Source organism: Stappia albiluteola, from assembly GCF_014050225.1.
Classification (GTDB): domain Bacteria; phylum Pseudomonadota; class Alphaproteobacteria; order Rhizobiales; family Stappiaceae; genus Hongsoonwoonella; species Hongsoonwoonella albiluteola.
The window spans coordinates 76,593-101,980 of sequence record NZ_JACFXV010000062.1 but is presented as its reverse complement, the minus strand read 5'-3'; the positions used below and the strand labels follow the sequence as shown (position 1 = coordinate 101,980).

The following is a 25,388-nucleotide window of genomic DNA, read 5'->3' as shown; positions in this document are numbered from 1 at the left end:
ACCTTCCTACATGCCTTGTCTCACAAGTCCTTAGCCTAGGTCAGCGGTGCCCCGTTCCCTGATTTCCCGCCTTGCCGACGAAGCGCGTTACGCCTTCGACAATATCAGCGGCCTTGCCGGCGACCTTGCGGTGCCGAGCCTGCGTCTGGGCGTCACCGGCCTGGCGCGCTCCGGCAAGACGGTCTTCATCACCGCCCTCGTCCACAATCTGATGCATGGCGGCCGGCTGCCGCTGTTTTCCGCAGCCGCTTCCGGCCGGATCGCGGAGGCACGCCTGGAACCGCAGCCGGACGATGCCGTGCCACGCTTCGATGTGGAGTCGCACGTGGCGGCGCTGACCGGCGAACGCGTCTGGCCGCATTCCACGAGGCAGGTTTCCGAACTCAGGCTGACCATCGACTACGAGTCGGCAAGCTTCCTGTCGCGCAATTTCGGCCGGGGCCGGCTGCATCTCGATATCGTCGACTATCCCGGCGAATGGCTGCTCGACCTGCCGCTGCTTGCCAAGGACTACGCCACCTTTTCCCGAGAGGCCGTGAAGGCGGCACGGAGCGAGGCCCGATCCCATCTGGCAAATGCCTATCTTGCCACACTTGCCGCCTGCGATCCAAAAGCGGAGGCTGACGAGGCGGCCGCAAGGCGGCTGGCGGCGGAGTTCACCGCCTATCTCGCAGCCTGCCGGGCGGATGAGCATGCTTTGTCCATGCTGCCGCCGGGTCGCTTCCTGATGCCCGGCGATCTCGACGGCTCGCCGGCGCTGACCTTCGCGCCGCTGGATATGGAAGACGATGCCCCGCCTCCCCGGCCAGGGTCGCTGGCGGCAATGATGGAGCGGCGCTACGAGGCCTACAAGGCGCATGTGGTACGCCCTTTCTTCCGCGAGCATTTCGCACGTCTGGACCGGCAGATCGTGCTGGTCGACGCGTTGCATGCCCTGAATGCGGGACCAGCGGCCCTTGCCGATCTGGAGACCGCTCTTGCCGAAATCCTGACCGCCTTCCGGCCCGGGCGCGCCTCGTGGCTGTTTTCGATCCTGAACCGCCGGATCGACCGCATCCTGTTTGCGGCGACCAAGGCCGACCATCTGCACCATGAAGACCACGACCGGCTGGAAGCGATCCTTGAACGCCTCGTCAGGCGTGGCGCGGAACAGGCATCATTCAGGGGCGCGGAGGTGGATGTGATGGCGCTGGCGGCCGTGCGCGCGACGCGGGAAGCGACCGTACTGCATGACGGGCAGAGCCTGCCGGCCATTCTCGGCACGCCGCTCGCGGGCGAGAGCGTCGACGGGGAAACCTATGACGGTAAGGCGGAGATCGCCATGTTTCCCGGCGATCTGCCGGACGACCCGGAAGCCGTGTTCCGCCCCGGCGCCGATCTCGGCAAGGCCGGCGTGCGCTTCCTTCGCTTCCGCCCGCCGAAGCTCGAACGCACGGCGGAGGGGGTCACTCTGTCCCTGCCGCATATCCGCCTCGACCGGGCGCTCGACTTCCTGATCGGAGACCGCCTCGCATGACCGACCGGCCGAAGACAAAAGAAACGGCTCATACGGGGCGCAAGCCGACCGCCTTTCGCCTCGACGACGGACGGGTGCGCCTCGATGACGCCAGTTCCGACCTGTTGAGCCGGGAAACGCGGATCGTTCCTGCCCGCGAAGAGGACGGCGACAGCGTGCCTGCCGCGATCGAGCGCAAGCCATTCCGCTGGGGCCGCCTTTTTGCGGCCGGCCTCGCCGGTCTCGTCTCGCTTGCAGTCGGTCTTTCGATCGATGCGCTGATCCGCGATCTTTTCTCGCGGTCCGACTGGCTCGGGTTCCTGGGCGTCGGGCTTGCCGCGCTTGCCGCCCTCGGACTTCTGGGCCTCGCGATCCGCGAGATTGCCGGCCTGATGCGCCTCTCCCGGATCGATGCGCTGCGGGACGAGATCGCCGCCGCCGCCGAAAGGGATGACGCAAAGGCCGCAAAGGCCGGGCTGCAGTCGTTGATGCAGCTCTATCACGGCAGGCCCGAGACCGCCGCCGGCCGACGCGCGCTCAGCCAGCATCTTGGCGAGGTGATCGACGGCCGCGATCTCGTCATCCTGGCCGAGCGCGACCTCCTCAAGCCGCTCGACGAACAGGCGCGGCGCTTCGTCACCGAAAGCGCGAAACGGGTCTCCGTCGTCACCGCCCTTTCGCCGCGGGCACTGGTCGACCTGCTGATGGTGCTGTTCGAAAACCTGCGGCTGATCCGCCGCCTGTCCGCACTTTACGGCGGCCGACCCGGCTTTGTGGGCTTTCTGCGGCTGTCGCGATCGGTCGCCGCGCACCTGGCGATCACCGGCGGCATGGCGGCCGGCGACACGCTGGTCTCGCAGGTACTTGGCCACGGCCTCGCCGCACGGCTCTCCGCGCGCCTCGGCGAGGGCGTGGTGAACGGCCTGCTCACGGCGCGCATCGGCATTGCCGCAATCGACGTCTGCCGCCCCTCCCCCTTTGTCGGCGCCCGGCGGCCGGCGGTCTCCGACATCATGGGCGAACTCTTCAAGGGCGACCCGCAGGCGAAAGCGTTGCTGGAAGAAGCGGAAAAAGAAAAGAAATAGGCCGGCTTGAGCGCCCTCATAAGCCGGAGTAGCGTGGCTCCATGTTCATCTCCTTCTTCCATGAGCTGAAAACCGCCGGCATTCCCGTATCGCTGCGGGAATACCTGACGCTGATGAAGGCGCTCGAGGCCGATCTGGCGGAAAGCCGGGTGGAGGATTTCTACTATCTGGCCCGGGCAAGCCTGGTGAAGGACGAGAGCAATCTCGACAAGTTCGACCGGGTCTTCGGCCACGTCTTCAAGGGCCTCGACCTGATGAGCGAGGCGGCAGAAGCCGCGATCCCCGAGGAATGGCTGCGGAAGCTTGCAGAAAAGCACCTTACGGAAGAGGAAAAGGCGCAGATTGAGGCGCTCGGCGGCTGGGAAAAGCTGATGGAGACGCTGAAGAAGCGTCTGGAGGAACAGAAGGAGCGCCATCAGGGCGGCTCCAAATGGATCGGCACTGCCGGGACCTCCCCCTTCGGCGCCTATGGCTACAACCCCGAAGGCATTCGCATCGGCCAGGACAGGAGCCGCCATCGCCGGGCGGTGAAGGTCTGGGACAAGCGCGAGTTCAGGGATCTCGACGACACGGTCGAACTCGGCACCCGCAACATCAAGGTGGCGCTGAAGCGGCTGCGGCGTTTCGCACGCCAGGGCGCAGCCGAGGAACTCGACCTCGACGACACGATCCGCTCGACCGCACACAAGGGACTGCTGGACATCAGGATGCGGCCCGAGCGGCGCAACACGGTGAAGGTACTGCTGTTCTTCGACATCGGCGGCTCGATGGACGACCACATCCGCGTCTGCGAGGAGCTGTTTTCCGCCGCACGCAGCGAATTCAAGGTGATGGAGCATTTCTACTTCCACAATTGCCCCTACGAGTTCGTGTGGAAGGACAATTCGCGACGCCGCTCCGAGCGCATTCCCACCTGGGACGTGCTGCACAAATATCCGCACGACTACCGGATCGTCTTCGTCGGCGACGCCTCGATGAGCCCTTACGAGATTGCCTATCCCGGCGGTTCGGTGGAGCACTGGAACGAGGAACCGGGCTCGACATGGATGAAGCGGATAACCGACCTTTATCCAAAGGCCGTCTGGCTCAATCCCGTGCGCGAGAAGCACTGGGACTATACCCACTCCATCCAGATGATCCGCGAGCTCATGGCCGGACGCATGTACCCTCTGACCCTGGAAGGGCTGGAAGCCGGCATGAAGGAACTCGCGCGCTGAGTCGATGCGCGCAAATTCACATCAAGGAATTCGAATATTTTTTAGACCAAACACAGGCTTGGCCCTTAAGACACCGAAAGCTTGAATCACTCATTTGTGCAAGCTTGGGATGCGTGCCGGAACACTCTTTCAATCGATTAGATACGTAATTTTCATTATTTCAACCCTGAATGATCGCCAACGCCTATTGCGGGCCGCATTTCCGAACTTCGTTCCGACGAACTGCGCAAGCAGCCCCAGGCCGCCGCCTGAACCGGAAACCCGAATTTCGGATCCGCCAATTTCGCGGATTTGACAAAAACGGCCCACCGCACGACCTTTTGGGGGACCAATGACCATTCGCGTTCGCCTCTACCTCACCATTGCATTCATGGCGATTGCCGCCGCGGTGATGAGTACGATCGGTTATCTTTCCCTGAACAGCACCAACGCGCATATCGAGACAATCGTCGGCGACCGGGTCCTGCCTCTGGAAAAGCTGAAGACCATCGCAGATGCCTATGCAGTGTCGATCGTCGACATGACGCACAAGCTGCGTGGTGCGCAAATCGGCTGGGAAGAGGGCAAGGCGACGCTTGATCGGGCGCTCGCCGACATCGAACGCAACTGGGCCGAATACACTTCCGGCAAGCTGACAAGCGAGGAAGAGGCGATTGTCGCACAGGCCAACGCGGCCATGGCCGAAGCCAAGGGCGCGCTCGCAGAATTGCAGGAGCATGTCCTCAACGAAGACCAGGCAGGGATATCCGTCTTCGCGGTCAAGAAGCTTTATCAGGCGATCGACCCGATCGGCGATCCGATCTCGAAACTCGTCGACCTGCAGATCCGCCTGTCACGCGAAGAAGCGGAAAGCGCCGGCAGCGTCAGTTCCTTCGCCATCGGCCTGATCCAGCTGCTCGCGGTTTTCGTCGCCGGCATGGTCGCCTTCGGTTTCTACACGGTATCGCGACAGGTGGTCCGGCCGATGCACGACATCGAGACGGCGATGCGCGAACTTGCCGCCGGAAACCTGGAGACCGCCATTCCCGCGGCCGACCGTAAGGACGAGATCGGCGCCATGGCCGCCGCCGTCACCGTGTTCCGCGACAATGCTCTGGAGCGGCAACGCCTGGAGGCTGCCGACCGGCAGGGCCGCGAATCCCAGCAGGTGCGGGCCCGCAATGTCGACGATCTGATCCAGGAATTCAGCCGCGACATGAACGAGATCCTCGCCGGCGTCGCCGACGCGTCCGACCGGCTGGAGCGGACGGCCGGCGCCTTGAACGAGACGGCGGAAAAAAGCACGGCGGACGCCTCGGACGTCGCGAACGCGGCCGAACAGGCCACCGGCAACGTGCAGACGGTCGCGTCCGCGTCAGAACAACTTGCCGCCTCGATCACCGAGATATCGCAGCAGGTCGCCTCGTCCATGCGCATTGCCGGCGAAGCGCGCGAGCTGACGGAAAAGACCGACGGCACGGTGCAGGGCCTCGTGGCTGCCGCCCAGCGCATCGGCACCGTCATCAGTCTCATCAGCGACATTGCCGAACAGACCAACCTGCTGGCCCTCAACGCGACGATCGAGGCGGCGCGTGCCGGAGAAGCCGGCAAGGGCTTTGCCGTGGTTGCCTCGGAGGTGAAGAACCTCGCCACCCAGACAGCGAAGGCGACCGAGGAGATCCAGGCCCAGATCCAGCAGATCCAGCACGTGTCGGGCGAAGCCGCCGAGGCGATCCGTGCGGTGGGCGATATCGTCGGCAGGATCAACGAGACGGCGATCGCGACCTCGGCGGCCGTGGAGGAACAGGGCGCGGCGACCGGTGAGATCGCCCGCAACGTGACGGAAGCGGCGCAGGGAACTCAGGATGTCAGCAGCCGCATCTCCGGCGTCTCGGAAGGCGCGATCCGAACAGAGGCGATCGCGGTGGACGTTCGCGGAGCGGCGATCGGACTTGCGGACCAGTCTGCAACGCTGAAGGCGAAGGTCGATCAGTTCTTCACCCGCATCCGTGCGGCGTGACCGGAAACGAAAGGAGCGGCGGAATTGCTCCGCCGCCCCCTCCGGGTTTCGCCAGCTCAGCGAAATCAGGCCGCGTCGACCTTGACGACCGGGAAGTCGATGTCGGTCTGGGCGACGTGGTTAATGTAGTTGGTGAAGATGTTCACGACCACGTTGGCGACGACTTCGACGATATCGCCTTCGGAAAGACCGGCGGCGCGGGCGGCGGCAACGTCGGCGTCGCTGGCGAAGCCGCGCTTCTCGACGATGGCGACCGACAGGTCGAGGATTGCCTGCAGGCGGGCGTCGGCCGACTTGGCGCGCAGATGGCCGGCGGCCTCGACGGCATCGACCTTCAGCATGGCCGTGGAGATGGTGGTGTGAGCGGAAGCGCAGTAGTCGCATTTGTTGGCGCCGGCAACGGCGAGGGCGATCGCTTCGCGGGTCTTGGCGTCGAAGTTGCCCTTGCCGAGCTGGTCGCCGAACTGAAGCAGCGCGACGAGAGCGGCTGGCTGGTTGGCGACGACGCGGTACAGGTTCGGCACCATGCCGACCTTGCCCTTGATCGCGCCGAAGAGTTCGGCAGCGGCCGGGGACGCATCCGCATCGCTAATCTGGGTCAGACGAGCCATTTTTCATCACCTTTCTGGTCGGGCGCTGGCGCCCGAGGGTTTTGTATGGTCTTGGGAGACCGGCCGCTTGTTGCGACCGACGACATGCCTCATATAGTGTTACTGACCGGTCCGTAATAATCGAATTTCGGACCAATCAGTAACAAATTGGTGAAGGAGACCGGGATGGCGAGACCGCGGACATTCGCCCCCGATGCGGCGCTGGCCCGTATCAAGGACGCCTTCTGGGAGAAGGGCTACGAAGGCACGTCCATGCAGGACATCGAGGCGGCGACGGGCCTGAAGAAGCAGAGCCTCTATCGGCTTTTCGGCGACAAACGGCAGATGTATCTCGCGGCCCTGCGCCACTACGAGGAAAACGAGATCCGCAAGGCGGCCGAGCTTCTGGAGACGCCGGGTACGGCGAAGGAACGCTTTGCCGGCTTTTTCGGCCATTTCATCGATGATGCGCTGAAGACGGGCGACAGGCGCGGCTGTTTCCTGTGCAACGCCGCCGTCGACCAGGCGCAGGTCGACAAGGAAACCCTCAGGCAGGTGCATCGCATCATGGAGCAGGTCGCCCGCCTCTTCGAACGGGTGCTGGCAACCTCGAAGCCCTACGACACGGATGCGGAATTGACGACGAAAAAGGCGGCGCATCTGATGGCCTCGTATCTCGGCCTGCGCGTGCTGATCAAGGCCGGCTGGCCGGAAGACTACCTGCGCCTGTCGGCAAGGGCCGCCGTCGAGGCAGTCTGAAGCCGCTCGATCTCAAGCGCCGTTCTGCTGGAAATAGCGGCCGGGAGTGACGCCGAAGGCCTTGCGGAAGGTTGCCACGAAGGCGCTCGGCCCCTCGTATCCGAGCTTGTGGGCGACATCGCTGACGCTGCGCCCGGCCGCGAGCAGTTCGAGCGCCCGGAAAAGCTTCGCCTGCCGGCACCAGGCGCGGTAGCTCAGGCCGGCTTCCAGGGCAAACCGCCGCTCGAAGGAACGCTCCGAAAGGGCGCAGGCTTTCGCGGCATCCTTGAGCGGGGGAATATCGGAGGGACAGCGGATGATCCCTTCCGCCAGCGACTTCAGCTTCTCGGTCACCGGCAGCGCCAGCCGCAGCGGCGCCACCGGCAAATGCGCGATCTGGTCGAGCAGCACTGTCGCCAGCCGCCCGGTCGGCCCGTCCGGATCGTAGCTTCGCGGCACCTCCATCAGCGCCAGGATCAGTTCGCGCAACAGCGGCGTGACCTGAATGACCATCGGGCGGTCGGGCAGGTCCGGCGCGGCTTCCGGGCGGATGTAGAGGGTCCTGAGCTTGGTCGGGATCGGATAGTAGGTCGCGTGGAAGACATGTGCGGGGATCCACACCGCCCGTTCCGGCGGCACGACGAAGGTGCCGCTGTCGGTGGTGACGGTCAGACTGCCTGAAACGATATGCAGCAGTTGGCCGCGCGGATGGCTGTGGCTTGGACGAGAAAAGCCGGCCCTGTCGTCGGAGGCGAAGGCGAGCACGGGCGCCGGGTGCTCCTGGTCGGGCCTTTCGAAATGCTCCGGATGAATACGCTCCGCACCTGCGATTGCCATCGAAGCCCGCTCCGCTTTGTCGTGTCACCAACATTAATTGGCATTTTGGCGCTAACGCGCAAGCCGTGCGCGGAGATATCTAGAAACGAACCTGCAAAAGATCTTTACGCAGCGCCGGAAAACCGGCGCGCGAGGAAACGCGAAGCGCGACACGATGAGCTATTTTACCAAATCCGCCGACCCGGCAACGGCCACTGGCTGGCGCTCCCCCGTCGTGATGCTGATGATCATGGCCGGCGCCATGCAACTTTCCTTTGCGGCGTGGTGGAACCTCATGAACAATTTCGCCGTTCATGAGCTGTCCTTCAGCGGCCGCGAGATCGGCATCCAGCAGTCGATCCGCGAAATTCCCGGCTTTCTCGCCTTCACCGCGATCTATCTGCTGCTGATGATGCGCGAGCAGACGCTCGCCTTCGTGTCGCTCGCGCTTCTCGGCATTGGCGTGGCGGCGACCGGCTATTTCCCGACCGCCTGGGGCTTCTACCTCACAACCTTCGTCATGTCGGTGGGCTTTCACTATTACGAGACGATGAACCAGTCGCTGTCGCTGCAATGGCTGCCGAAGGAAACGGCGGCCGCCAGCATGGGCAGGATCATCTCGGTGGGCGCCTTCGCGCAGCTTGTCGCCTACGGCCTCATCTTCGTCGCCTGGAAGACCTTCAACCTGTCCTTCACGACGGTGTTCATGATCGCCGGCCTGCTGACGATCGGCGTGGTGATCTTCCTGCTCGCCGCTTTCCCGCACTTCCGCGAAGGCGTGCCGCAGCACAAGAAGCTGATCCTGCGCAAGCGCTACTGGCTCTACTATGCGCTGACCTTCATGGGCGGCGCGCGGCGGCAGATCTTTACGGTTTTTGCCGGCTTCCTGATGGTCGAGCGCTTCGGCTACGACGTGCACGAGGTGGCGGGCCTGTTCCTCATCAATGGCGTGATCAACATGCTGCTGGCGCCGAAGATCGGCAAGATGATCATCCGCGTCGGCGAAAAGCGGGCCCTGACCTTCGAATATATCGGCCTGATCGCCGTCTTCGCTTCCTATGCCTTCGTCACCAGCGCGACGGTCGCGGCAGCCCTTTACGTGATCGACCACGCCTTCTTCGCCATTGCGATCGCCATGAAAACCTATTTCCAGAAGATTGCCGATCCCGCCGATATCGCGCCGACGGCGGGCGTTGCGTTCACCATCAACCATATCGCGGCGGTATTCATTCCGGCGGCCTTCGGCCTGATCTGGCTGATCTCTCCGGCCGCGGTCTTCCTGATCGGCGCCGGCATGGCGGCGGTCAGCCTGGTCCTTGCCCGGCTGATACCGCTCAACCCGCATGAGGGCAACGAGGTCGCCTGGCCGTTCCGCGCGCCGGCCTCCGCTCCGGCCGAGTAGCGTCCGCCGAAAATTCCCTACCTGCAGCACCTTGACGGGGAAGCGTAATCAGCGCTTCCTCATTTTTTGCGCATCCTGCCCCTGCCTTTCCAGTCCGGACCCTTTCATGCCGCCGAAACCCGCAGCCGAAGATCTTTGCACCCATCGCCCCCGCTCGATCGACGACGCGATCTCCTGGCTGCGCACGCTGATGATCGACGAGGTGGAATGCATGGTGCCGGACATGAACGGCATCATGCGCGGCAAGATCATCCCGCGCGAGGATTTCATCCGGGTGATCGAGGACGGCATCCGCCTGCCGGAATTCCTTTTCTTCCAGGCGGTAACCGGCGACACGGCCGACGAGTCCACCGTTGTCAATCCGCTCGACCGCGATATCCGCGCCGTGCCCGACATCGCGACGCTCAGGCTTGTTCCCTGGTACGACGAGCCGACGGCGCAGGTGATCTGCGACTGCTATTTCATGGACGGGCGGCCGGTCGACTTCGCCCCGCGCCAGGTGCTGCGCCGAGTGCTGGAGCGCTATGCGGCCCTCGGCCTCAAGCCCGTGGTGGCACCGGAGCTGGAATTCTACCTGGTGGCGCGCAACGACGATCCGGACCTGCCGCTCGCCGTGCCCAAGGGTCTTTCCGGGCGGCGGGAATCCGGCCGTCAGGCCTATGGCATCGAGCATGCCAACGACTACGACCACGTGGTCAACCTGATCTACGACTATTGCGAAAGAAGCCGCATCGAGATCGCCACGATGGCGCATGAGGCCGGCCCGGCACAGCTTGAGATGAATTTCCGCCACGGCGACCCGATCGAGCGGGCCGACCAGACCTTCCTCTTCAAGCGTACCGCGCGCCTTGCCGCCCGCCGCCACGACATGGTGGCGACCTTCATGGCGATGCCGCATCAGGACATGCCGGGCTCGGCAACCCATATCCACCAGTCCGTGATCGAGACGTCGGGCGGGCGCAACATCTTCGCCAATGCGGACGGTTCGGATTCCGATGCGCTGCTGCATTATATCGGCGGGCTGCAGACCTATGTCCCGGCGGCGATGTCGCTGTTCTGCCCGAACGTGAATGCCTACCGCCGCATCCGCCTGGAATCCGACGCGCCGATCAACGTGCATTGGGGCCAGGACAACCGCACCTGCGGGCTTCGCGTGCCGGACTCCCCGCCGGAAGCCCGGCGCGTGGAAAACCGCGTCATCGGCGCGGATTCGAACCCCTATCTGGCGACCGCGGCGACCCTTGCCTGCGGCCTCCTCGGCCTTGAGGAACAGCGGATGCCTGAACCGGCGGTGACGGTCGACGCGCACAAGCTCGGCGTCTCCCTGCCCTGGCATATCCACGAAGCCTTGAGCGTGCTGGAACAATGCGCGCCGCTGCGCGACATCCTGGGCGAGCGCTTCGTCGATGCCTTCATCGACGTGAAGCGGCTCGAATGGCAGCTCTACAACAAGGTGATCTCGTCCTGGGAGCGGGAATACCTGCTGCTCAACGTCTGACGGATTGTCGGCTCGCGGCCGGGCGAAAGCGGGATCGGGCCGGCGCGCCTCACTTCGAAGCGTTGCCGCTCGACGCGAAGACGGCGCGCGCCGTCCGCTCCACCTCGTCGACCACTTCTTCGAGCGACCCGAGATCGCGCGCCCTCAGCACCCAGACGGCAAGCCGCGCGGAGAAATCCGGCACCTCGATCACCTTTAGCCGATCGGCCTGCGCGCTTGCCGCGATCATTCGCCGGGGGATCAGGCCGAGCCCGACGCCTTCCGCGATCAGCGACAGCTGCTGCGGCACGCCCCAGATCGACGCCGCCACCTTGAGCGTGTCGCCGCCCCGCATCAGCCGGTGTTCGAGGCCCGTACGAAAACCGCAGCCGTCCGGGTTCATCACGAAGGCTTCGCCGGCCAGCTCCTCCACCGAATTGATCCGGTCCAGCGCATGGGAATGCGCTGCCGTGAAAACCACTTCCTCGGTGCCCACGTAATGTCCGATCTCGCGCGGATCCGGCGCCCTGTTCTCGCGCAGAAAGACGACCACGGCGTCATAGACGCCCTGCCGCAGGTCGCTGCGCAGGTTCAGGGTCTCGCTCGTGTCGACATCCAGATCGACATCGGGAAACTTGTCCTTCAGCGTCAATACGATCGGTGACAGCACTGCATCGACCACGCCGCGCGAGATGCCAAGGCGGAAATGGCGCGCCTGCGGCGGCTGGCCGACGGCGGTCCGCAGATCCTCGGTCGCCTCCAGCACCTTGAGGCAGGCCCTGTAGACCGAAAGCCCCTGCTCCGTCGGACGTGCCGGCTTCTGCTCGCGGTCGAGAAGCGTGACGCCGAGCGCCTCCTCGAGCCGCTGCAGACGCCGCGTGATCGCCGGTTGCGTCAGATGCAGCTTCGCGGCCGCCTGTGAAAGGGAGCCGTTCTCCACCACCGCCACCAGCGCCCGCATGTCCTCGATGTTCATCGACATCGCATGTCACCCGTTCGCACCCGATTCATGCGCAATTCGAATGTCTCGAATGAAAAACTTTCATTATTCTCATGATACGATTCAGAGCATATTGAACGCAACATCCATTGCGGCCTGCGCGCGTCCCCGCTCAAGGGGCCGCCAGCGCCAGGAAAGATTGGACGGATCAAGCTCATGTCCACTGCGTCCTCATCCGACGTTTCGCCCCCTCCCTCATCGGCCCCGTCATCGACGATTGCCCGGCCGAACATTCCCCTGATCCTCATTTGCGGCTGCGTCATCGCGATGATGTCCTTCGGCCCGCGCTCGACCATGGGCATGTTCCTGCTGCCGATGACGGAAGCCAACGGCTGGTCGCGGGAGGCCTTCGCGCTGGCATTGGCTATCCAGAACCTCGCCTGGGGCGCAGCGCAGCCCTTCGTCGGCATGATCGCCGACCGCTACGGCACGGCCCGCATGCTGACCATCGGCGGTTTCCTCTATGCCGCCGGCCTGCTCCTGATGGCGTTCGCCGAATCCACGTTCATGCTCAACGTGTCGGCCGGCATCCTGATCGGCATCGGCATTGCCGCCTCCTCCTTCGCGCTCGTCATTGCCGCCTTCGGCCGCGTCGTCAGCCCGGCGCAGCGCTCGCTCGCCTTCGGCATCGGCACGGCGTCAGGCTCCATGGGCCAGTTCGTCTTCGCCTTCCTGGCTCCCCTCCTCATCGACGGGCTCGGCTGGCAGATGGCGCTCGTCAGCATGGCCGGCCTGATGATGACGATCGGCCTGTTCGCGATGGCGCTGAAGGGTAAGGCCGCGGCGTCCTCCACCACCGCCGTCGCCGAGCAGAACCTCAGGCAGGCGCTCGCGGAAGCCTTCAACACGCGCGGCTATATCCTGCTCACCTTCGGCTTCTTCGTCTGCGGCTTCCACGTGGCCTTCATCACCGTACACCTGCCGCCCTATATCGCCGACATCGGGCTCGATCCCTTCTGGGGCGGCGCGGCGATCGCGACGATCGGCTTGTTCAACATCTTCGGCTCGCTGGCTTCCGGCTATATCGGCGGGCGCTATCCGAAGCCGATCTTCCTGTCGCTGATCTATCTTAGCCGCGCGGCTGTCATCGCGATCTTCCTGTTCGCGCCGCCAAGCCCGCTCACCGTCATGCTGTTTGCCGGTGCCATGGGTCTGCTGTGGCTCTCCACCGTGCCGCCCACCTCCGGCCTCGTCGCGGTGATGTTCGGCCCCCGCTACATGGCGACCCTGTTCGGCTTCGTCTTCTTCTCCCACCAGCTTGGCTCGTTCCTGGGCATCTGGCTGGGCGGCAAGCTCTACGACGAGACCGGGTCCTATGACGCCATCTGGTGGCTCGGCATCGCGCTCGGCCTGTTTGCGGCACTCGTCCACTGGCCGATCCGCGAGGAGCCCGTCGCCCGGCTCGCCACGGCTCCCGCCGAGTAACGCGAAAAACATTCCCTGAAGCGGTTCATGCGGCCCCGCCAACCGGCGGGGTTGCTTCCCTTTCGCCCGTCTGGCAGCGTTCGGCCCAAGCGCGAAAACAAGAGCCGGAGGAAACATCCATGGACAGGTTCAAGGCAATCTGGATCACCCGTGAAGAAGGAGCGAAAGTCCAGAACCCCGCCGAAATCAGGGAGATCGGCCTTGACGATCTGATGGAAGGCGACGTCACGGTCCGCGTCCTCAAGTCGACGATCAACTACAAGGACGGCCTTGCGGTCACCGGCCGCGGTCCGGTCGTGCGCCGCTTCCCCATGATCCCCGGCATCGACCTCGTCGGCGAGGTCGTCTCCTCCACTTCCGGCGACTTCGCCAGAGGCGACATGGTGCTGCTGAACGGCTACGGCGTCGGCGAAGTCCATATGGGCGCCTATGCCGGCTACGCGCGACTGAAGGCCGACTGGCTGATTCCGCTGCCTAAGGACCTGTCCGCCGATCAGGCCATGGCGATCGGCACCGCCGGCTATACGGCCATGCTGTGCGTCCTGGCGCTCGAAGCCCATGGCGTCACGCCGCAATCCGGCCCGGTCCTGGTGACGGGAGCAGCCGGCGGCGTCGGCTCCGTTGCTCTCGCCGTGCTCGGCAGGCTCGGCTACGAAATCGTCGCCTCCACCGGCCGCCCCGAGGAGGCCACCTATCTAAGGAACCTCGGCGCCGCCGAGATCATTGATCGGGCTGAGCTTTCTGGTTCCGTGAGGCCGCTTGCCAAGGAACGCTGGGCCGGCGCCATCGACGTCGCGGGCTCCACGACGCTCGCCAATGTCCTGTCCATGACCCGTTACGGAGGCACGGTCGCCGCCTGTGGCCTCGCCGCCGGCATGGACCTGCCCACGTCCGTGGCGCCTTTCATCCTGCGCGGCGTGACGCTCGCCGGCATCGACAGCGTCATGGCGCCGCGGCCGAAGCGCGTCGAAGCCTACGAGCGGCTGGTGCGCGATCTCGACATGGGGCTCCTGGCCGGCATGACGACGACCATCGGCTTCGACGACGTTATCCCTCACGCTTCCGCCATCCTCGACGGCAAGGTGCGCGGCCGGCTGGTGGTGGACCTGGGATAGCGGTTTTGCCGGAGCGGCAGTGGAATGTCCGCCGCCACGACCCCTCGGTTCGTCATACGCGGGCTCGACCCGCGTATCCATGATGCGTTTCGCCTCGTCTCAGCGCTTCATGGATCGCCGGGTCTGGGCCCGGCGAAGACGAGGGGACAGGCAGAGCGCCCATCCGACGATTAAGGGGTGAGGCCGGCGCCCGCCCCATCCTCTGGTGTCATCCCCGTGAAAACGGGGATCCAGTAAACACATGCACCTGCGGTCAAATCTCCAGCACCGGCGGTTACTGGATGTCCGGTCGAGCCGGACATGACAGAGTGTGTGGGCACGTTGGTGCAAGCACGACAGAGTGAGTAGCCTCTCTGCCATGACCCCTCGGTTCGTCATACGCGGGCTCGACCCGCGTATCCATGCGGCATCACCCCTTACCGCAGCCTTTCGATGGATCGCCGGATCAAGTCTGGCGAAGACGAGGGGACAGGCAGAGCGCCCATCCGACAGCAGGGGGGGTGAGACCGGCGCCCACCCCAAACTCCCGTGTCATCCCCGTGAAAACGGGGATCCAGTAGACACCCGCCTCAATGGCTAAATCTCCGGAGCTGGCGGTTACTGGATGCCCACCTTCGTGGGCATGACACGGCTTGTGGCACGTTGGTGCAAGCATGACAGAGTGAGTAGCCTCTCTGCCACGACCCCTCGGTTCGTCATACGCGGGCTTGACCCGCGTATTCAAGCGACATCGCCCCTTGCCGCAGACTCTCCATGGATCGCCGGGTCTGGGCCCGGCGAAGACGAGAGGAGAGGCTGTATATCCATTCGACAGTTGAGGCGTGAGGCTGGCCCAGCGCGTCACGCTCCATCGTCACCCCGGACCGCATGAGCGCCGGCCGCGTCGCCAGTGCCGGGGCCAGATATCTTTCGCCCGTGAGCCGCGGCTTCACTTGAAAAGGCGCGGGAGGAGTTCTCCCGCTCAGGTAATGCTACATATTCGGATAATTCGGGCCGCCGGCGCCTTCCGGCACGGTCCAGTTGATGTTGCCGTTCGGATCCTTGATGTCGCAGGTCTTGCAGTGCACGCAGTTCTGCGCGTTGATCTGGAAGCGCGGTGCATCCTCGCCTTCCTCGATCCACTCATAGACCCCGGCCGGGCAATAGCGGCTGGACGGTCCGGCGAAAACATCATGCTCGGAGCGCTTCTGCAGCGCCATGTCGGCGACCTTCAGATGCGCCGGCTGGTCTTCCTCGTGGTTGGTGTTCGACAGGAAGACGGAGGAAAGCTTGTCGAAGGTGATCACGCCGTCGGGCTTGGGATAGGCGATCGGCTTGCACTCCGCCGCAGGCTTCAGCGTCGCCGAATCCGGCTTGCCATGGTTCATCGTGCCGAAGAAGGAGAAGCCGAACAGTTCGTTGGTCCACATGTCGAGGCCGCCGAGCGCGATACCGATCGCCGTGCCGAAGCGCGACCACAACGGCTTGGCATTGCGGACCTTGGAAAGGTCCTTGCCGATCTCGCTTTCCCGCCAGGCGGTGTCATAGGCGGTCAGTTCCGCATTGACGCGGCCTTCTCCCAGCGCCTCGATCACCTGTTCGGCGGCCAGCATGCCGGAGAGGATGGCGTTGTGCGAGCCTTTGATGCGCGGCACGTTCACGAAGCCGGCCGAGCAACCGATGATCAGGCCGCCGGGGAAGGAAAGCTTCGGCACCGACTGGATGCCGCCTTCCGTGATGGCACGCGCGCCGTAGGAGATGCGCTTGCCGCCCTCGAAAACATCGCGGATCGCCGGATGCGTCTTGAAGCGCTGAAACTCCTCGAAGGGCGAAAGATAGGGGTTCTGGTAGTTCAGGTGCACGACGAAACCGACGGCGACCTGATTGTCCTCCAGATGGTAGAGGAAGGAACCGCCACCCGTCCGGTTGTCCAGCGGCCAGCCGAAGGAGTGCTGCACGAGGCCCGGGCGATGCTTCTCCGGGTCGATCTGCCAGAGTTCCTTGATGCCGATGCCGAATTTCGGGTGGTCCGCATCCTTGTCGAGCTCGAAACGCCTGATGAGTTGCTTGGCGAGCGAGCCGCGCGCACCCTCCGCAATCAGGACGTATTTGCCGCGCAGCTCCACGCCACGAGTATAGTTGGCGTTCGGCTTGCCGTCGCGGCCGATACCCATATCGCCGGTCGCCACGCCGACGACCGTGCCCTTGTCGTCATAAAGCACTTCGGCGGCGGCAAAACCCGGATATATCTCGACGCCGAGCGCCTCCGCCTTTTCCGCCATCCAGCGGCAGACATTGCCGAGCGACACGACGTAGTTGCCGTGGTTGCTCATCAGCTTGGGCATCAGGATATTCGGCAGGCGCATGGAGCCGGCGGGTCCCAGCACCAGGAAATGATCGGCGGTGACCGGCGTCTTGATCGGCGTTTCTTCCTCGCGCCACTCCGGCAGCAGGCGGTCGATGCCGATCGGGTCGATCACCGCGCCAGACAGGATGTGGGCGCCGACCTCGGAGCCCTTCTCCAGCACGACGACCGAAAGCTCGTCGCCCTTTTCGTTGGCGATCTGCTTCAGGCGGATGGCCGCTGCCAGACCAGCAGGGCCGGCGCCGACTATCACGACGTCGAATTCCATGCTCTCGCGCTCGGGCAATGCGTCGGTCTCGGCCATCTTCTTCTCCCCTGACGGACCCCCCGGGCCGAAGGCGTCCGTTTTGTTTGCAGTCCCGCCTGTCATCTCTCGCCGGTCCGGCAGCCGGCAGTCAGACGTGAAACTCCTGTTTAGTGCAGCGCCAGACCCGCCGCAATGCGCTTGGCGTCATTGCGGCGATCATTACGTTTACGTAAACGGAATTTCAAGCACTCCTGCCGATGTCGCGGATCACATCGGCGTCGGCGGCTGTCGCCCATTGCGTCCGGCCCGCACATTTGCCACAAGACTGTATGTCGACTTCCGGCCCCATTGAAACTGGCCATAAGCCGAGCCCCGGCGAGGCGGATCGCCTTTCGCTCGCCCTCGAGGCGCTGCTCGATTTCTATGCCGCGTCCGGTGTGGACGGCCTTGTCGACGCCGACCCGTTCGACGCCTTTTCGCAGACCCTGCAGCCTGCAACGCAATCGCGCAGGCCCGAGCAGGCGGCTGCGCCGGCGCATCCCGGCCCCGCCCGCCGCGAGATGCCGCGTCCGCAACAACCTGCGACCCCGCAGCAGCCTGCGCCCGCGCGCGCCCAGCCTGGCGCAACCGCGCCGCGGCCGCCCGCACAACAAACCCCGGCTGCCGTCATTCCCGGCGAGGAGGCGGTGGACGCCGCGCGCGCCGCAGCGCGCTCAGCCGCGTCGCTGGACGCGCTGCACAAGGCACTTGCGTCCTTCGACGGCTGCAACCTCAGCCGCACCGCGAAGAACCTCGTCTTCGCCGACGGAAACCCGGAATCGCGCGTCATGTTCGTCGGCGAGGCGCCTGGCCGCGACGAGGATCTGCAGGGCCTGCCCTTCGTCGGCCGCTCCGGGCAATTGCTCGATCGCATGCTGGCGGCGATCGGCCTCGACCGGTCGAGCGTCTACATTGCCAATGTCGTGCCCTGGCGCCCGCCCGGCAACCGGACGCCAAGTCCGCAGGAAACGGAGATCTGCAAACCCTTCATCGCACGGCAGATCGAACTGGTGGATCCCGACATCCTCGTTTTCCTGGGGGGTGCCTCCGCCAAGGCGCTGACCGGGGTTACCGACGGTATCCTGCGCCTGCGCGGCCGCTGGATGCCATATCGCACTGCGACGCGCGAGATCCGGGCGATCGCTACCCTGCATCCCGCCTACCTGCTGCGCAGTCCGATCCAGAAGCGTCTGGCCTGGCGCGATTTCCTGGCCATCGGCGCGGCGCTGAAAGAAGGCGAGAACGCCTGAGCCATTTGCCAGAGGTCTCTGGCTGCAACTTTCCTTTGGCCGTTCGCGAATCCTGCCTATATCTCCCACGTGCCTTTTTTTCGTTGTTTGAGGATCGGAAGTGCTGAAATCCGTTCGTAAATTTCTTCCAGGCAAGCTTGGCCGCAAGGGTGCGGTCGTTCCGGTCGTGCGTCTGCACGGGCCCATTGGCCTGGCCTCGCCACTCAGGCCCGGCATGTCGCTTTCCACCGTCGCCTCGCCGCTGGAGCGGGCCTTTTCCCACAAGGACGCGCCGGCCGTCGCCCTCATCGTCAATTCACCCGGCGGATCGCCGGTGCAGTCGCGGCTCATCTTCCAGCGCATCCGCCAGCTGGCGGAGGAAAAGAGCAAGGACGTGCTGGTCTTCGTGGAGGATGTGGCGGCTTCCGGCGGCTACATGATCGCACTGGCCGGCGACGAGATCATTGCCGATGCCACCTCCATCGTCGGGTCCATCGGCGTGGTGGCGGCCGGATTCGGGTTTTCCGATCTTATCGGCAGGCTCGGCATCGAGCGCCGCGTCTATACCGCCGGAGAGAAGAAGGTGGTGCTCGATCCCTTCCAGCCGGAGCGGGAGGAAGACGTCGTCCACCTGCGCGCCCTGCAGCAGGAAGTGCATGAGGTCTTCATCGAGATGGTACGTGCCCGGCGCGGCGACGTGCTGAGCAATTCGCCGGATCTCTTCTCCGGCCTGTTCTGGACCGGCCGCACGGCCCGCGACCTCGGTCTGGTCGACCGGCTGGGCGACCTGCGCTCCGTGGTGAAGGAGCGCTTCGGCAAGGAGACCGAACTCAGGCTCGTCGGCGCGCCGCGCTCGATCTTTCCGCGCCGGCCGAGTGTCGGCATTTCCGTCAGTACGGAGGGGCTGGCAGACGACCTCGTTGCTGCCGCCGAAATCCGGGCGCTGTGGGCCCGGTTCGGTCTCTGAGCGGAAGTCAGGAGGACAGGATGCCGCCCCTCTTCGTCCTCGCAGCCCTTGCCGCCGGTGGCTATATCCTCGCCCGAGCCCTGCGCCGCGAGATGGCACGCGTGGAGAACCGGGTCTCCGAGGCGGCGCGCAAGCAGGCCGAGACGCAGGACGTCAGGACGCTGGAGCGCGATCCCGAGACCGGGCGCTACCGGCCTCGCGATTGACCCTGCCTCCCCGTCCTTGACTGGGGCAAGGGATGATGGCACCTGTGCCCGCGTCCGCGGCATCGGAAGCGGGCCTTCTTTCTTTACCTGAGAGCCTTGCGGGACGAGTGCATGTCGAACGAGAACCTTCCGGCCCATCTGCAGCCCCGCAATTCCTTTCAGGGGCTGATCCTGACGCTGCAACGCTTCTGGGCGGATCAGGGCTGCGTCGTCCTGCAGCCCTACGACATGGAAGTGGGAGCGGGCACGTTCCACCCGGCGACCACCCTGCGCTCGCTCGGGCCGAAGCCGTGGAAGGCGGCCTATGTGCAGCCCTCGCGCCGGCCGACGGACGGCCGCTATGGCGAGAACCCGAACCGGCTCCAGCACTATTACCAGTTCCAGGTGATCCTGAAGCCGTCGCCGGAAAACCTGCAGGACCTCTATCTGCAGAGCCTCTATGCCATCGGCCTCGATCCGAAGCTGCACGACATCCGCTTCGTGGAGGACGACTGGGAAAGCCCGACGCTCGGCGCCTGGGGCCTTGGCTGGGAATGCTGGTGCGATGGCATGGAAGTGTCGCAGTTCACCTATTTCCAGCAGGTGGCGGGTTTCGAATGCTCGCCCGTTTCCGGCGAGCTCACCTACGGGCTGGAACGCCTGGCCATGTATATCCAGGGCGTCAATAACGTTTACGACCTCAACTACAACGGCATGCAGGGCGCCGACAAGGTGACCTATGGCGATGTCTTCCTGCAGGCGGAGCAGGAATATTCGCGGCACAATTTCGAATATGCCGATACCGAGATGCTGTTCCGCCACTTCCGGGATGCGGAAGAGGAATGCCGCCGCCTGCTTGCCGCCGGCGCCTCGGCGCGCGATGCGGCCGGCGGCGGCGTGCACAAGGTGGTGCTGCCGGCCTATGACCAGTGCATCAAGGCCTCGCATGCCTTCAACCTGCTGGATGCGCGCGGCGTCATTTCCGTAACCGAGCGGCAGAGCTATATCCTGCGCGTGCGCGAGCTTGCCAAAGCCTGCGGCGCGGCCTTCCTGGAAACGGAAGCGGGCGGAGCGAGCCACGCCGCCTGATACGGCGCGGGCAGGCCGAGGCGTTACCGGCGCATTCCTGGTGCAACATGGTGCGTCAATGGTGCACCAATGGCGCATACATGGTCGCATGGTGTAGCATTCGGCGATAACTTCTTCCCGCATTTGCCAAAACGGACGGCAAACCACATATCCCCGCAAGATCGACTGCTTCATGCGGGTTGAAGCCGGCCAAACGGCAGCAGTCTGAAGCCACCTTGATATCTGAAGCTGCAGAAATCAGATTTGCACGCGAGTCCATCTCGCGAAGAATAACTGTTTTTTGTTCCATAATCCGAAAAGACTGTGTTCTGACCTTGCGAGACCTGCGGCATCCATCGCTGGCAACTCCAGGAAAAAATCGCGCTTTCCCAGTTAGATAACGCGGGCAGCAGCCATTTTCGCAGCGAATGTCTACTCCCCAGGCTCCGCCTGGGCGCCGCCGCCCTTCTTCCTGACCGCCGCGCCCAGTTCGTCTTCAAGCGCTTTCTCAACCGCGCCCCGCGGTCGGGTGAAGCGGGCAAGGAGGTCGTAGAGCACCGGAGTGAGCACCAGCGTCAGCACGGAGGACAGCGTCAGACCGCCGATGATGACGCTGCCGATGGCGATGCGGCTCTCCGCTCCCGCGCCGCTTGCCAGCACCAGCGGCAGGGCGCCGAGCACGGTGGAGATCACCGTCATGACGATCGGCCGCAGGCGCAGCACCGAAGCATTGACCACAGCCTCGCGCACGCTCTGGCCCTCGTCGCGGAGCTGGTTGGCGAATTCCACGATCAGGATGCCGTTCTTCGCCATCAGCCCGATCAGCAGCACGATGCCGATCTGGCTGTAGACGTTGAAGGAAAGTCCACCGAGCGCCATGGCATAGACGGCACCCGCGACGCCCAGCGGCACGGTGAGCAGGATCACCAGCGGGTGGATGAAGCTCTCGAACTGCGCGGCGAGCACCAGGAAGACGATCAGGAGCGCAAGGCCGAAGACCAGATTGGCGCCCTGCGCGGTTTCCTCGAACTGCTGCGACTGTCCGGCAAGCGCAAGCTTGGCTTCCGCCGGCAGGACGCCGGCCGCTGTTTCGCGCATGAAGTCGATGGCGGAGCCGAGGTCGTAACCTTCTGCAAGGGCCGCCGAGATCTGGATCGACGGCAGGCGGTCGTAGCGGCGCAGCGAGGCGGCCGCCGCCGATTCCGACATGGTGACCAGTGCGCCGAGCGGCACCAGCGACGTGCCGTCGCCGGAGCGGATGAAGATGTTGGAGATGTCGGAGGGCGAGCGGCGGTCTTCCAGGTCCGCCTGCAGGATCACCGGGTATTCCCGGCCCCGACTGATATAGGTCGTCACCTCGCGGGAGGCGAGCAGAGTCTGCAGCGTCGAGGCGATGGTCTCCACCGAAATGCCGAGATCGTCGGCCCGCGCGCGGTCGACGATCAGCGAGATCTGCGGCTCGTTCTCCTCGAAGTCGATCTCCGGGTTGATCAGCCGGGGGTTCTCCTGCGCCCGGCGCAGGATTTCGTTCGCCCAGCCCTTCACGCTTTCGAAGTCCGGTCCGCCGACCACGATGCTCAACGGCGTCGAACTGCCACGCAGGCCAAGTCCCGCCGGCGAGACGGGGAAGCCGCGAGCGATGGTGACCTCGCCCATGCGCGGCGCGATCTGGCGGATCAGGCCGCGATTGTCGATCTCCCGCTCGCTCCAGGGGGCGAGGCGGAAGACGACGAAGGAGCGGTAGGCACGGTTGCCGAAGCCGGAGAAGGTGAAGATCGTCTCGATTTCGCCGCTGTCGCGGAAGGGGCTGGCAATGTCCTCCACCTGGCGGGCCGCCTGGTCGGTATGTTCCAGCGTGCTGCCCTGCGGGGCGGTCAGCGGCACGAAGACGACGCCGCGATCCTCGTTCGGCGTCAGTTCGCGCGGCAGCATCTGGTAGAGCGGCCAGCAGAAGACGGCGATCGCAAGCGCCCCGGCCAGTACCACAAGCGGCAGGCGGATAAGCCGCTCCAGCAGCCAGCGATAGGCGCGCAGCACGAAGCCTTCGGGGATCTCGGCGGTTCCCTTCGCCAGCCGTTCTTTCGCGACCTTCGACGGCGACAGCACCTTGGAGGCGAGCGCCGGACAGGCGGTGAGCGCCACGAAGGTGGAGATCGCCACGGCACTTGCCATGACGAAGCCGAACTCGACGAACAGCCGGCCGACCTGACCGGGCAGGAAGGACAGCGGCACGAAGACGGCGATCAGTGTGGCGGAGGTGGCCAGCACGGCGAAGGTCACCTGGCGCGAGCCGAGCACGCTCGCCACCAACGGGCTTTCGCCCAGATCGATGCGGCGCTGGATGTTTTCCAGCACGACGATGGCGTCATCCACCACCAGGCCGATGGCGAGCAGCAGCGCCAGCAGCGTCAGCACGTTGATGGAGAAGCCGAGCGCCTGGATCAGCAGGAAACAGCCGATCAGCGCCACGGGAATGGTGATCGCCGGCACCAGCGTCGCCCTGACGCTCATCAGGAACAGCAGGATCACCACCACGACCAGCACGAGCGAGATGCCGAGCGCTTCGATCACCTCGCGGATGGAGGCGCCGACGAAGATCGCGTCGTCCGAACCGATCTCGATATCCATGCCGGCCGGCAAAGTGGGCCTCAGCAACTCGATCTCGGCGCGCACGGCGTTGGAGATGGCAATCGTATTGCTCTGGCTCTGGCGGACGATGGCAAGGCCCACCGCCTCGCGACCGTTGCTGCGGGCGATCGTCGTGTCGTCGGAAACGCCGGCCTCGATGCGGGCGATATCGCCGAGCTTCACCGGATAGCCGGCAATGCGGTCGATGACGATGTTGCGGAACTGCTCGACTGAGGACAGGCGGCTGTCGAGGCGGATGCCGATCTGCCGGTCCCGGCTCTCGATCTCGCCCGCAGGCAGCTCCACGTTGTTGCGCCGGAGCGACGCCTCGACGTCGGCGACGGTGAGGTTTCGCGCCGCCATCTCGCGCCGGTTCAGCCAGATACGGATGGCGAAAGGCCGGTCGCCATAGACGTTGATGCTCGCCACGCCGTCGACGGTGGCCAGCCGGTCGAGCACGAAGCGGTCGACGTAGTCGGTGATCTCCGCCGTCGTCATCATGTCGCTGGTGACGGCTAGACGCATCACCGGGTCGGCATCCGCGTCGTTCTTCACAACGCGCGGTTCGTCCACGTCGTCGGGCAGGCTGGAGCGCACCCGCCCCACCGCGTCACGCACGTCGTTGGCTGCCTGATCGATATCGCGGCCCGTCTCGAATTCGATGGTGGTGCGGCTGCGTCCCCGCCGGCTTTCGGAGGAGATGGTGCGCACGCCGGCGATGCCGGCGACAGCTCCCTCCACGATCTCGGTGATGTCGGTGTCGACGATCTCCGGCGCCGCGCCGGGATACTGTGTCGTCACCGTCACAACGGAGCTGTCGACATTCGGCAGTTCGCGGATCGGAAGCTGCGTGAGGCCGGCAAGGCCGAAAACGACGATCAGCAGGCTCGCGACGGCGGCAAGGACCGGACGGCGGACCGAAAGGTCGGACAGGGTCACGACTGCCCCTCCTTGCCCGGCTCGCCTTCGTCCGTGGTTTCCTTCCTTTCCGGCCTGGTGCCGCTCACCTGCACCTCCGCGCCATTGCGCAGGCGCTGCAGCCCGGTCACCGCCACCAGATCGCCAGGCGAAAGCCCTTCGGCGATCTCGACACTGCCCGGCTGGCGCAGGCCGAGGGTCACCATCGTCTTCTCCGCCTTGCCATCGGCGATGCGGTAGACGAAGTTCCGCGAACCTTCCGCGACGATCGCAGCATCCGGCACCGTGATCGCCTCGTAGTCGTCCAGCGTGATCGACATCAGCACGAACATGCCCGAAGGCAGCGCCCTGTCCGGATTGGGCAGCAGCGCGCGCGTGGCAAAGGATCGGGAATTGCGGTCGACCCGGCTATCGATGGCGACGATCCTGCCCTCGAAGGAGCGTCCGGGGAAGGCCGCCGTGCGCGCCGACACCACCTGGCCCGGCTTCACCGAGGCGTAAAGCGTCTCGGGCAGCTGGAACTCCACCTCCACCTCGCTGAGGTCGTCGAGGGTGGCGAGCACGTCGCCCGATTCCACCCGTGCGCCGACATCGATGCTGGAAAGGCCGAGCACGCCTGCAAAGGGAGCGCGAATCGTGCGGTCCTCGAGCTGGCGTCTCGCCTTGTCGACCACGGCGCGGGCGACGATCTCCTCCGCATGCAGGGATTCCAGCGCGGCGAGGCTCAGCGTCTGGGTCTCGCGCAGCTTTTCGGCGCGCGCCGCCGCCTGTTCCTTCTGCAGCAGGATGCCTTCGGCGCTTTCCAGGTTGGCCCGCTCGATATCGTCGTCGAGCCTTGCAACGATCTCGCCCTTTTCCACGTCCTTGCCGGCGGTGATCAGCAGTTCCACGATCGTCCCGTCGGCCAGCGGCACGATTTCGACCGACTGGCGGGCCCGCGTGGTGCCGACCGCCTCGACGCTGCGCGTCAGCCGCGCCTTTTCGGCTGACGCCACCTCGACGCCGACCTTGCGGTCTCCGCCGCCCCGGCTACCGCCGCGCTCGGGCGCCGTCGCGCCATTGGCGAACTGTTCGAGATACACCGTGTAGCCGCCCCATCCGAGCCCGGCGAGAACGAGGATGATGACGAGCTGCTTGAGGAACTGCACTCACTGTGCTCCAAAATGGGTTCCCTCTTGCCTGGCCGGGAACCGTCGATCCGATCGGTGCTCATCATTCGATGAGTTCAGCCTTTTCGTCATTAAATATACGTCTTTTTCCCAAGATTAGATGGAAACTTTGAGCGATCCGCCAAGGGCGGGCGCAATCCGGCGGGCAGCGCGCGCGAAAGGGGTGACAAGCGCGAGGCTTCTTGCTAGGCACCGCTGACCGAAAATATGGTTTTTTCCATATCCAACCGTTCGA

19 protein-coding genes are annotated in these 25,388 nt (G+C 64.8%); 13 read left to right on the top strand and 6 right to left on the bottom strand.

The window, feature by feature from the left end; translation table 11 throughout:
• Positions 1-46 precede the first annotated feature (46 nt).
• The 4 genes from H2509_RS15080 to H2509_RS15065 all read left to right on the top strand — a co-directional run bounded on the left by H2509_RS15080 (position 47) and on the right by H2509_RS15065 (position 5,796).
• Entirely contained in the window at positions 47-1,516 is a 1,470-nt protein-coding gene (locus tag H2509_RS15080; RefSeq protein ID WP_328805088.1) for a YcjX family GTP-binding protein, read from the top strand.
• Entirely contained in the window at positions 1,513-2,580 is a 1,068-nt protein-coding gene (locus H2509_RS15075) for a YcjF family protein (RefSeq protein WP_182166692.1), read from the top strand. The genes H2509_RS15080 and H2509_RS15075 overlap by 4 nt, the downstream gene beginning before the upstream one ends.
• Before the next feature lie 41 nt (positions 2,581-2,621).
• A complete protein-coding gene (locus H2509_RS15070; protein ID WP_182166690.1) occupies positions 2,622-3,797 on the top strand; it encodes a vWA domain-containing protein in 1,176 nt (391 codons plus the stop codon).
• Positions 3,798-4,128: 331 nt separating this feature from the next.
• A complete protein-coding gene (locus H2509_RS15065; protein WP_182166688.1) occupies positions 4,129-5,796 on the top strand; it encodes a methyl-accepting chemotaxis protein in 1,668 nt (555 codons plus the stop codon).
• A gap of 65 nt (positions 5,797-5,861) precedes the next feature.
• On the opposite strand, the gene H2509_RS15060 is transcribed toward H2509_RS15065, so the two are convergent.
• Positions 5,862-6,407: a carboxymuconolactone decarboxylase family protein gene (locus H2509_RS15060; RefSeq protein ID WP_182166686.1), complete on the bottom strand. Its 546-nt coding sequence runs from the start codon at positions 6,405-6,407 to the stop codon at positions 5,862-5,864.
• 165 nt (positions 6,408-6,572) lie between these two features.
• Between H2509_RS15060 and H2509_RS15055 the strand changes: the two genes are divergently transcribed.
• Complete coding sequence (locus H2509_RS15055) at positions 6,573-7,145, top strand: TetR/AcrR family transcriptional regulator (protein ID WP_182166684.1); 573 nt, start codon at positions 6,573-6,575, stop codon at positions 7,143-7,145.
• A gap of 12 nt (positions 7,146-7,157) precedes the next feature.
• On the opposite strand, the gene H2509_RS15050 is transcribed toward H2509_RS15055, so the two are convergent.
• A complete protein-coding gene (locus tag H2509_RS15050; protein ID WP_182166682.1) occupies positions 7,158-7,961 on the bottom strand; it encodes an AraC family transcriptional regulator in 804 nt (267 codons plus the stop codon).
• Positions 7,962-8,115: 154 nt separating this feature from the next.
• Here H2509_RS15050 and H2509_RS15045 point away from each other — a divergent pair, with 154 nt between their 5' ends.
• Both H2509_RS15045 and H2509_RS15040 read left to right on the top strand, forming a co-directional pair.
• On the top strand, positions 8,116-9,342 hold the full coding sequence (locus H2509_RS15045) for an MFS transporter (RefSeq protein WP_182166680.1): 1,227 nt from the start codon (positions 8,116-8,118) through the stop codon (positions 9,340-9,342).
• A gap of 106 nt (positions 9,343-9,448) precedes the next feature.
• On the top strand, positions 9,449-10,840 hold the full coding sequence (locus H2509_RS15040) for a glutamine synthetase family protein (protein ID WP_209001982.1): 1,392 nt from the start codon (positions 9,449-9,451) through the stop codon (positions 10,838-10,840).
• 49 nt (positions 10,841-10,889) lie between these two features.
• On the opposite strand, the gene H2509_RS15035 is transcribed toward H2509_RS15040, so the two are convergent.
• Positions 10,890-11,801: a LysR family transcriptional regulator gene (locus tag H2509_RS15035; RefSeq protein ID WP_182166678.1), complete on the bottom strand. Its 912-nt coding sequence runs from the start codon at positions 11,799-11,801 to the stop codon at positions 10,890-10,892.
• 174 nt (positions 11,802-11,975) lie between these two features.
• Here H2509_RS15035 and H2509_RS15030 point away from each other — a divergent pair, with 174 nt between their 5' ends.
• Both H2509_RS15030 and acuI read left to right on the top strand, forming a co-directional pair.
• The gene (locus H2509_RS15030; RefSeq protein WP_182166677.1) at positions 11,976-13,244 is read left to right on the top strand and encodes an MFS transporter; all 1,269 of its coding nucleotides are present in this window, start codon (positions 11,976-11,978) and stop codon (positions 13,242-13,244) included.
• Between the two features lie 119 nt (positions 13,245-13,363).
• Positions 13,364-14,359, top strand: a complete 996-nt coding sequence (gene acuI, locus H2509_RS15025) for an acrylyl-CoA reductase (NADPH) (RefSeq protein WP_182166675.1) — start codon at positions 13,364-13,366, stop codon at positions 14,357-14,359.
• A 971-nt stretch (positions 14,360-15,330) separates the two neighbouring features.
• Here the strand turns inward: acuI and H2509_RS15020 are convergent.
• Positions 15,331-17,007 carry an electron transfer flavoprotein-ubiquinone oxidoreductase gene (locus H2509_RS15020; protein WP_182166673.1) on the bottom strand — a complete coding sequence of 559 codons (1,677 nt, stop codon included), beginning with the start codon at positions 17,005-17,007 and terminating at the stop codon, positions 15,331-15,333.
• A 272-nt stretch (positions 17,008-17,279) separates the two neighbouring features.
• Between H2509_RS15020 and H2509_RS15015 the strand changes: the two genes are divergently transcribed.
• From H2509_RS15015 to H2509_RS15000, 4 genes are all read left to right on the top strand, one after another.
• A complete protein-coding gene (locus H2509_RS15015) occupies positions 17,280-18,239 on the top strand; it encodes a uracil-DNA glycosylase (RefSeq protein ID WP_182166671.1) in 960 nt (319 codons plus the stop codon).
• Between the two features lie 100 nt (positions 18,240-18,339).
• The gene (locus H2509_RS15010; RefSeq protein ID WP_182166669.1) at positions 18,340-19,185 is read left to right on the top strand and encodes a S49 family peptidase; all 846 of its coding nucleotides are present in this window, start codon (positions 18,340-18,342) and stop codon (positions 19,183-19,185) included.
• Between the two features lie 20 nt (positions 19,186-19,205).
• Positions 19,206-19,391: a hypothetical protein gene (locus tag H2509_RS15005; protein WP_182166667.1), complete on the top strand. Its 186-nt coding sequence runs from the start codon at positions 19,206-19,208 to the stop codon at positions 19,389-19,391.
• A gap of 111 nt (positions 19,392-19,502) precedes the next feature.
• On the top strand, positions 19,503-20,459 hold the full coding sequence (locus tag H2509_RS15000) for a glycine--tRNA ligase subunit alpha (protein WP_182166665.1): 957 nt from the start codon (positions 19,503-19,505) through the stop codon (positions 20,457-20,459).
• A gap of 411 nt (positions 20,460-20,870) precedes the next feature.
• On the opposite strand, the gene H2509_RS14995 is transcribed toward H2509_RS15000, so the two are convergent.
• Positions 20,871-24,005, bottom strand: coding sequence for an efflux RND transporter permease subunit (locus H2509_RS14995; protein ID WP_182166663.1), 3,135 nt, complete (start codon positions 24,003-24,005; stop codon positions 20,871-20,873).
• The gene (locus tag H2509_RS14990) at positions 24,002-25,132 is read right to left on the bottom strand and encodes an efflux RND transporter periplasmic adaptor subunit (protein ID WP_182166661.1); all 1,131 of its coding nucleotides are present in this window, start codon (positions 25,130-25,132) and stop codon (positions 24,002-24,004) included. The genes H2509_RS14995 and H2509_RS14990 overlap by 4 nt, the downstream gene beginning before the upstream one ends.
• Positions 25,133-25,388: the final 256 nt, after the last annotated feature.

Bases quoted from the DNA above. Each gene is read 5' to 3' on its own strand.
- H2509_RS15075 (WP_182166692.1), top strand. From the start codon at position 1,513: ATGACCGACCGGCCGAAGACAAAAGAAACGGCTCATACGGGGCGCAAG.
- H2509_RS15070 (WP_182166690.1), top strand. From the start codon at position 2,622: ATGTTCATCTCCTTCTTCCATGAGCTGAAAACCGCCGGCATTCCCGTA.
- H2509_RS15065 (WP_182166688.1), top strand. From the start codon at position 4,129: ATGACCATTCGCGTTCGCCTCTACCTCACCATTGCATTCATGGCGATT.
- H2509_RS15060 (WP_182166686.1), bottom strand. From the start codon at position 6,407: ATGGCTCGTCTGACCCAGATTAGCGATGCGGATGCGTCCCCGGCCGCT.
- H2509_RS15055 (WP_182166684.1), top strand. From the start codon at position 6,573: ATGGCGAGACCGCGGACATTCGCCCCCGATGCGGCGCTGGCCCGTATC.
- H2509_RS15050 (WP_182166682.1), bottom strand. From the start codon at position 7,961: ATGGCAATCGCAGGTGCGGAGCGTATTCATCCGGAGCATTTCGAAAGG.
- H2509_RS15045 (WP_182166680.1), top strand. From the start codon at position 8,116: ATGAGCTATTTTACCAAATCCGCCGACCCGGCAACGGCCACTGGCTGG.
- H2509_RS15040 (WP_209001982.1), top strand. From the start codon at position 9,449: ATGCCGCCGAAACCCGCAGCCGAAGATCTTTGCACCCATCGCCCCCGC.
- H2509_RS15035 (WP_182166678.1), bottom strand. From the start codon at position 11,801: ATGTCGATGAACATCGAGGACATGCGGGCGCTGGTGGCGGTGGTGGAG.
- H2509_RS15030 (WP_182166677.1), top strand. From the start codon at position 11,976: ATGTCCACTGCGTCCTCATCCGACGTTTCGCCCCCTCCCTCATCGGCC.
- acuI (WP_182166675.1), top strand. From the start codon at position 13,364: ATGGACAGGTTCAAGGCAATCTGGATCACCCGTGAAGAAGGAGCGAAA.
- H2509_RS15020 (WP_182166673.1), bottom strand. From the start codon at position 17,007: ATGGCCGAGACCGACGCATTGCCCGAGCGCGAGAGCATGGAATTCGAC.
- H2509_RS15015 (WP_182166671.1), top strand. From the start codon at position 17,280: ATGTCGACTTCCGGCCCCATTGAAACTGGCCATAAGCCGAGCCCCGGC.
- H2509_RS15005 (WP_182166667.1), top strand. From the start codon at position 19,206: ATGCCGCCCCTCTTCGTCCTCGCAGCCCTTGCCGCCGGTGGCTATATC.
- H2509_RS15000 (WP_182166665.1), top strand. From the start codon at position 19,503: ATGTCGAACGAGAACCTTCCGGCCCATCTGCAGCCCCGCAATTCCTTT.